At 63.7% G+C, this 5,471-nt stretch carries 6 protein-coding genes; 3 read left to right on the top strand and 3 right to left on the bottom strand.

Annotated features, from left to right (window positions below):
- A partial coding sequence (locus VG320_RS07575) for a DUF1415 family protein (RefSeq protein ID WP_327199514.1) occupies positions 1–322 on the bottom strand: 322 nt, incomplete at its 3' end.
- A gap of 10 nt (positions 323–332) precedes the next feature.
- Positions 333–1,004 carry a TetR/AcrR family transcriptional regulator gene (locus VG320_RS07580; protein WP_327199515.1) on the bottom strand — a complete coding sequence of 224 codons (672 nt, stop codon included), beginning with the start codon at positions 1,002–1,004 and terminating at the stop codon, positions 333–335.
- Between the two features lie 198 nt (positions 1,005–1,202).
- Here VG320_RS07580 and VG320_RS07585 point away from each other — a divergent pair, with 198 nt between their 5' ends.
- The 3 genes from VG320_RS07585 (at position 1,203) to VG320_RS07595 (ending at position 4,674) form a co-directional block, all read left to right on the top strand.
- Positions 1,203–2,486, top strand: coding sequence for an MFS transporter (locus tag VG320_RS07585; RefSeq protein WP_327199516.1), 1,284 nt, complete (start codon positions 1,203–1,205; stop codon positions 2,484–2,486).
- A 121-nt stretch (positions 2,487–2,607) separates the two neighbouring features.
- Positions 2,608–3,210 (top strand): nitroreductase family protein, encoded by a 603-nt coding sequence (locus VG320_RS07590; protein WP_327199517.1) that lies wholly within the window; start codon positions 2,608–2,610, stop codon positions 3,208–3,210.
- 201 nt (positions 3,211–3,411) lie between these two features.
- Complete coding sequence (locus tag VG320_RS07595; protein WP_327199519.1) at positions 3,412–4,674, top strand: Hsp70 family protein; 1,263 nt, start codon at positions 3,412–3,414, stop codon at positions 4,672–4,674.
- Positions 4,675–4,829: 155 nt separating this feature from the next.
- Here the strand turns inward: VG320_RS07595 and VG320_RS07600 are convergent, their stop codons facing one another.
- Positions 4,830–5,033 carry a cold-shock protein gene (locus VG320_RS07600; RefSeq protein WP_027819263.1) on the bottom strand — a complete coding sequence of 68 codons (204 nt, stop codon included), beginning with the start codon at positions 5,031–5,033 and terminating at the stop codon, positions 4,830–4,832.
- Between the last annotated feature and the right edge of the window lie 438 nt (positions 5,034–5,471).

Below are 5,471 nucleotides of genomic sequence, written 5' to 3' on the forward strand. Positions count from 1 at the left end.
GCAGCAGATCGGCGAAATGCAGCGCGTCGTTGTATTCGAGAAAATCGGCCAGCGCGTAAGGCAGGATCAGCAGCGTCGTGTCGATTTCAAGCGGGTCAGTATCCGCGAGCGTGCGCAGTTCCGTTTCCAGATCGGCTAGCACGCCTTCCAGATCGGTCGCTTCGCTGATCGCGTAGCGAATCTGGCCCTTCACATGGACGCTCTTCGCAAACGGGCACAGGTTCAGGCCGATCACGGCGCGCGTGAGCCAGTGGCGCGTGGCGTCGACTATGTCGGCGTGGTCGGGCGTGTTGCCCGCAGCGGAGGAAGCAGTGTCGTTCATGGCCGCGATTCTACTCGTGGCGTGGCGCCTGAAGATCGATCGTCTTGCCGCACGCCGCCTCGATCAGAATTTTCGCCATGTGCGGCGCGGCGAGAATCGGCCCGCAGCCGGGGCCGTAGGTCTGGCTCGCGGCGTAGACGCCTTCGACCAGCAAACCCAGTTCATCGGCAAGCGCAGCGGGGTCGCGGGCGTTGGCCGCGCGCGCGAGTTCGGTGATGCGCGCCATCAGCCGGGTTTTGTTGTCGATGACGCTGCGGCGCGCCGGATGTTCGACGTCGGGAAACTCGGCCGCGACGTTCACGAACGGGCAGCCGCGATACTCGGGCGCAGACGCGCGCTTCGCCAGATCCTCGAAACATTGCAGCATTTGCCGCGCGGCGTCGCCGGGATGTTTGGCGACGCTGGCCTCAAAACGCTCGAAGAAGCGGGCGTCGCAGCGCTTCAAATAAGCGACCACCAGATCGTCCTTGGACGAGAATTGCCGGTACAGGCTCATCTTGTTCACGCCCGCGCGCTCGACCACGGCTTCCACGCCCACCGCCCGCACACCCTCCTGATAAAACAGTTCGTCGGCGGCGCGCAGCAGTTGCTCCTGCGCGCGCGGGCCGGCCGTCTGGGTACGCGTGGCGGCGGCGCGAGGGCTGGGTGGGACGGGTTGGACGGCGTCGGAGCGCTTGGTCATGGTGGGCATCTCGTCATCAGGGTTACGCTTGACATGTTACCGAGCGGTAACTACTATCGCAACACACTTGTGACCGACCGGTAACAATCTGGCGTTGGCGGATATGCACCGGGATCGGTTGAACAGCGGTTTGGACAACGGTTTCGACAGCGGGCAGCAGCAGATAAAAGCCCGGCGCGGCATGAACAAGGAGCACGGATGAACTGGGCAGCGAGAAGGGTCGGCGGGCGATTCCACTATGGGTGGCTCGTGGTGGCGGTGGTGTTTCTGGTGTTGCTGGCGGCGGCCGGCACGCGCGCGACGCCGAGCGTGATGATGGTGCCGCTCGAACATCAGTTCGGCTGGAGCCGCGCCACGATCTCGCTGGCGATTTCGGTCAACATCGCACTCTATGGCCTGATGGGGCCGTTCGCGGCGGCGGCGATGCAGCGCTTTGGCGTGCGGCCCACGCTGCTCGCGGCGCTCGCTACGATGGCGGCAGGCGTTGCGCTCTCGTCGCTGATGACGCATCCGTGGCAGATGATCCTGATCTGGGGCGTGATGGTGGGGGGCGCCACGGGTGTCGCGGCGCTGTCGCTTTCGGCCACCATCGTCACGCGCTGGTTCACCACCCATCGCGGCCTCGCGATGGGCATCCTGACCGCAAGCTCGGCGACCGGCCAGCTCGTGTTCCTGCCGTTCCTCGCGGCCATCGCCGAAAAACACGGCTGGCAAATGGTCGTGCTGGTGGTGGCGATTGCCGCCGCCGTGGTGCTGCCGCTCGTCGCGTTCCTGCTGCCGGAGCGCCCGGCCAATGTGGAACTGCGTCCGTTCGGCGAGGCGCACGACGCGCCCATCGTCCCGCCGGCGCCGCAGCAGAATCCGCTTACTCTGGCCTTTGGCGCGCTTGCGTCGGCCAGCCGTACGCGCGATTTCTGGCTGCTGTTCTTCAGTTTCTTCATTTGCGGCGCGAGCACCAACGGTTACGTGGGCACGCACCTGATCGCCATGTGCGGCGACTACGGCATGACGGAAGTGCAGGGCGCGTCGCTGCTCGCGACCATGGGCATCTTCGATTTGTTCGGCACGACGCTGTCGGGCTGGCTTTCCGACCGTTTCAACAGTCGCGTGCTGCTGTTCTGGTATTACGGGCTGCGCGGGCTGTCGCTGATCTATCTGCCGCACGCGTTCGGCATCGACTTTTTCGGCCTGCCGATCTTTGCGGTGTTCTACGGACTCGACTGGATCGCGACCGTGCCGCCGACGGTGCGTCTGGCCACCGACGTGTTCGGCAAGGAGCGCGCGCCCATCATCTTCGGTTGGGTGGTGGCGGGGCATCAGCTTGGGGCGGCGTTCGCGGCCTTCGGCGCGGGGTTGCTGCGTTCCAGTCTCGGCACCTATACGGTGGCGTCGATGATCTCGGGCGGCCTGTGTCTGATCGCGTCGTTTCTGGTGCTTCGCATCAATCGCGGCGCCCGCGCGATGGGCGTTCAGGCCGCCTGAATCTGGGGATCGCGGGCACTGCGGCGCTCGCATGATATTCGGCGCTTGAGCGCGTTTTGTGCAGCGCGGGTATGCTGATGGCCCCGGGCGAGCGCCCGCTATCCTCAAGGACAGACAAGGCATGACGAAGCACAAACCCGCACCGACAGCCGTGCCCATCCACGAATTGATCGCCGGCCGCTGGAGCCCGCGCGCCTACTCGAACGAGCCGGTGTCGCGCGAAGCGCTGCATGCGGTCATCGAGGCGGCACGCTGGGCGCCGTCGGGATATAACCTGCAGCCGTGGCGCTTCATCGTTTTCGACCGCACGGCAGACGAAGCCGCGTTCAAGCGCGCCTTTGGTACGCTCGTGCCGTTCAACCAGCAGTGGAATGCACCCGCGCCGATCCTGGTCGCCGTGACCGCGCAGACGCTCAACGCCAAGGGCGAAGTCAACCGCACGGCACAGTACGACGCCGGCGCGGCGGCCATGTCGCTGGTGCTGCAGGCGCACGCGCTGGGTCTGGCCGCACACCAGATGAGCGGCTTCGACGTGAACGCCTTCCGCAAGGAATTCGGTCTGCCGAACGACGTGGAACCGCTCGCGATTATTTCGATCGGCCATTATGGCGATGCGGAAAAGCTAGAGCCCGTGCTGCGCGATCGCGAAAAGGCGGAGCGCACGCGCTCGGCGGTGGGCGAGATTGCTTACGCGAATGCCTGGAAGCAGCCGTTCAAGGGCTAAGCGACCTATTCAGCCCAGCCTGAATGTGGTGTGATCGTGGCTTGATCGTGGCAGAACGCAAACGCGCGGCATCGTCCGCGCGTTTCGTCTTACGGGGCCGCATCAAGGCCCTGCGGTTGCCCCGCGCCGCGCTTTCGTGATACAAAGCCGGTCCTCCCAGCCTTTCCTCATCGCGCGTGCCTTGTGCCGTGCGTCATTGCCATGACCCCGTTTTGCGCGATCGACTTCGGTACTTCCAATTCGGCCGTGGCGCTGCCTGGCGCCGCACCCGGCGACGCCATGCGGCTGGCGCCCGTGGAAGGCGCCCACACCACGCTGCCGACTTCGGTGTTCTTCAACACCGATGAGCACACGCGGGAATTCGGCCGCGCGGCGCTTGCCGCCTATATCGACGGCTTCGATGGCCGTCTGATGCGCTCGATGAAGAGCATCCTCGGTTCGCCGCTAGCGGAGAGCACGACCGATCTCGGCGATGGCAGCGCGATGCGCTACACGGAAATCATTGCGATCTTCCTCGACCACCTCAAGCGCAGCGCCGAGCGTTGCTCGGGTGCGCCGATCTCGCGCGCGGTGCTGGGCCGCCCGGTGTTCTTCGTCGACGAAGATCCGCGTGCCGACCAGCTCGCCCAGGATCAGCTCGAAGCGGCGGCGCGCACGGTGGGTTTCAAGGATATTCACTTCCAGTACGAGCCGATCGCGGCGGCATTCGACTACGAATCGCGTCTGACGGAAGAGGGCCTCGTGCTGGTCGCCGACATTGGCGGCGGTACCTCGGACTTTTCGCTCGTGCGCGTCGGGCCGCAGCGCATGTCACGTCTGGAGCGCAAGGATGACGTGCTCGCGCACCACGGCGTGCACGTGGCCGGCACGGACTTCGACCGCCGCGTGGAACTGGCGACGATCCTGCGCGAACTCGGTTATCAGGCGCTCGATCCGGAAGGCCGCGAGTTGCCGAACCGCGTGTATTTCGACCTCGCGACCTGGCACCTGATCAACACGATCTATACGCCGAAACGCGCGACCGAACTCAAGCTGATGCGCCATCTGTATACCAACACCGCGCAACACGACCGCCTGATGCGGGTGGTCGAGTGGCGTCTTGGGCATGCGCTGGCGGCGCGCGCGGAAGAAGCGAAGATCGGCGTGTCGGCGGGCGGCCAGACCATGATCGATCTGGAGCAGGTGGAAACCGATCTGCGCCTGGCGTTTGACGACGCGCAACTGGTTGAGGCGGGCCGCGAGGAAACGCGCCGCATCGTCCAGGCCGCACGCGACACGGTGCAGGCAGCGGGCGTGGCCCCGAGCGCGGTGAACGCGCTGTACTTCACGGGCGGCTCGACGGGTTTGCTGTTCCTGACCCAGGCGCTCGCCGAAGCATTTCCGCAGGCGCAAGCGGTGTTCGGCGACCGGCTCGCCAGCGTGGCGACGGGGCTGGGTATTCACGCGCAGCGGCTATTCGGCTGAACGGCGCGCGCGGTATCAGTATCGGGCAGGGGAGTTGGGGAGACAGTAAAAACCGTGGGCGACAAAAAACCCCACTTTCAAGTTGAAGAGTGGGGTTTTTCTGTAAGCTTGCCAGTCAGGACCAGAGGTAAATCCTGACGGTCAAAGACGGTGACTTAGACCGGCTTGATGTTGGCAGCTTGCTTGCCCTTCGGGCCCGTACGCACTTCGAATTGAACCTTTTGGTTCTCTTGCAGCGTCTTGAAGCCGTCGATCTTGATTTCCGAGAAGTGAGCGAACAGATCTTCGCCACCGCCGTCCGGCGTGATGAAGCCAAAGCCCTTAGCGTCATTGAACCACTTGACGGTACCGGTTTCCATATTACTTTCCTAAAAATGAATGAAGGCCGAAGCCACAACAAAGAGGTGCACGAAAATCAAGGAAGGGGTATGGGACCAACCGGAGTACCGTTGATGGGCGAACTACGAAAGACCTATTCACACTCGCCGCTTGAAATCCTGCCCGAACTTTATACGGCTTATTGAGTTGAAGGTCAACTAGGACCCAGGGAATCTCCATATATTTTTGGGTCGGGGTCGAAACAAAGTCTTACAAAGCTTGCTAAGTTGCTGTTTTTTTTGTAGTGGCAGAAGATTTCTGGCGCCTTTTGGCGGTGCAACCGTTAAACTACGCGCCGCGCATGAGTTGCGCCTCCGGGCGCAATCGCAATCGCGCGCAGGTGCGACTGCCGCTGGAACCCCGCCCGCAAAACAGACGGGGCATGCGGTGTTGAACTGCTCTTGATACAGGAGAAGACG

Origin of the sequence: Paraburkholderia sp., assembly GCF_035948235.1 — a bacterium.
Taxonomy (GTDB): Bacteria; Pseudomonadota; Gammaproteobacteria; order Burkholderiales; family Burkholderiaceae; genus Paraburkholderia.

Bases quoted from the DNA above. Each gene is read 5' to 3' on its own strand.
- VG320_RS07580 (WP_327199515.1), bottom strand. From the start codon at position 1,004: ATGACCAAGCGCTCCGACGCCGTCCAACCCGTCCCACCCAGCCCTCGC.
- VG320_RS07585 (WP_327199516.1), top strand. From the start codon at position 1,203: ATGAACTGGGCAGCGAGAAGGGTCGGCGGGCGATTCCACTATGGGTGG.
- VG320_RS07590 (WP_327199517.1), top strand. From the start codon at position 2,608: ATGACGAAGCACAAACCCGCACCGACAGCCGTGCCCATCCACGAATTG.
- VG320_RS07595 (WP_327199519.1), top strand. From the start codon at position 3,412: ATGACCCCGTTTTGCGCGATCGACTTCGGTACTTCCAATTCGGCCGTG.
- VG320_RS07600 (WP_027819263.1), bottom strand. From the start codon at position 5,033: ATGGAAACCGGTACCGTCAAGTGGTTCAATGACGCTAAGGGCTTTGGC.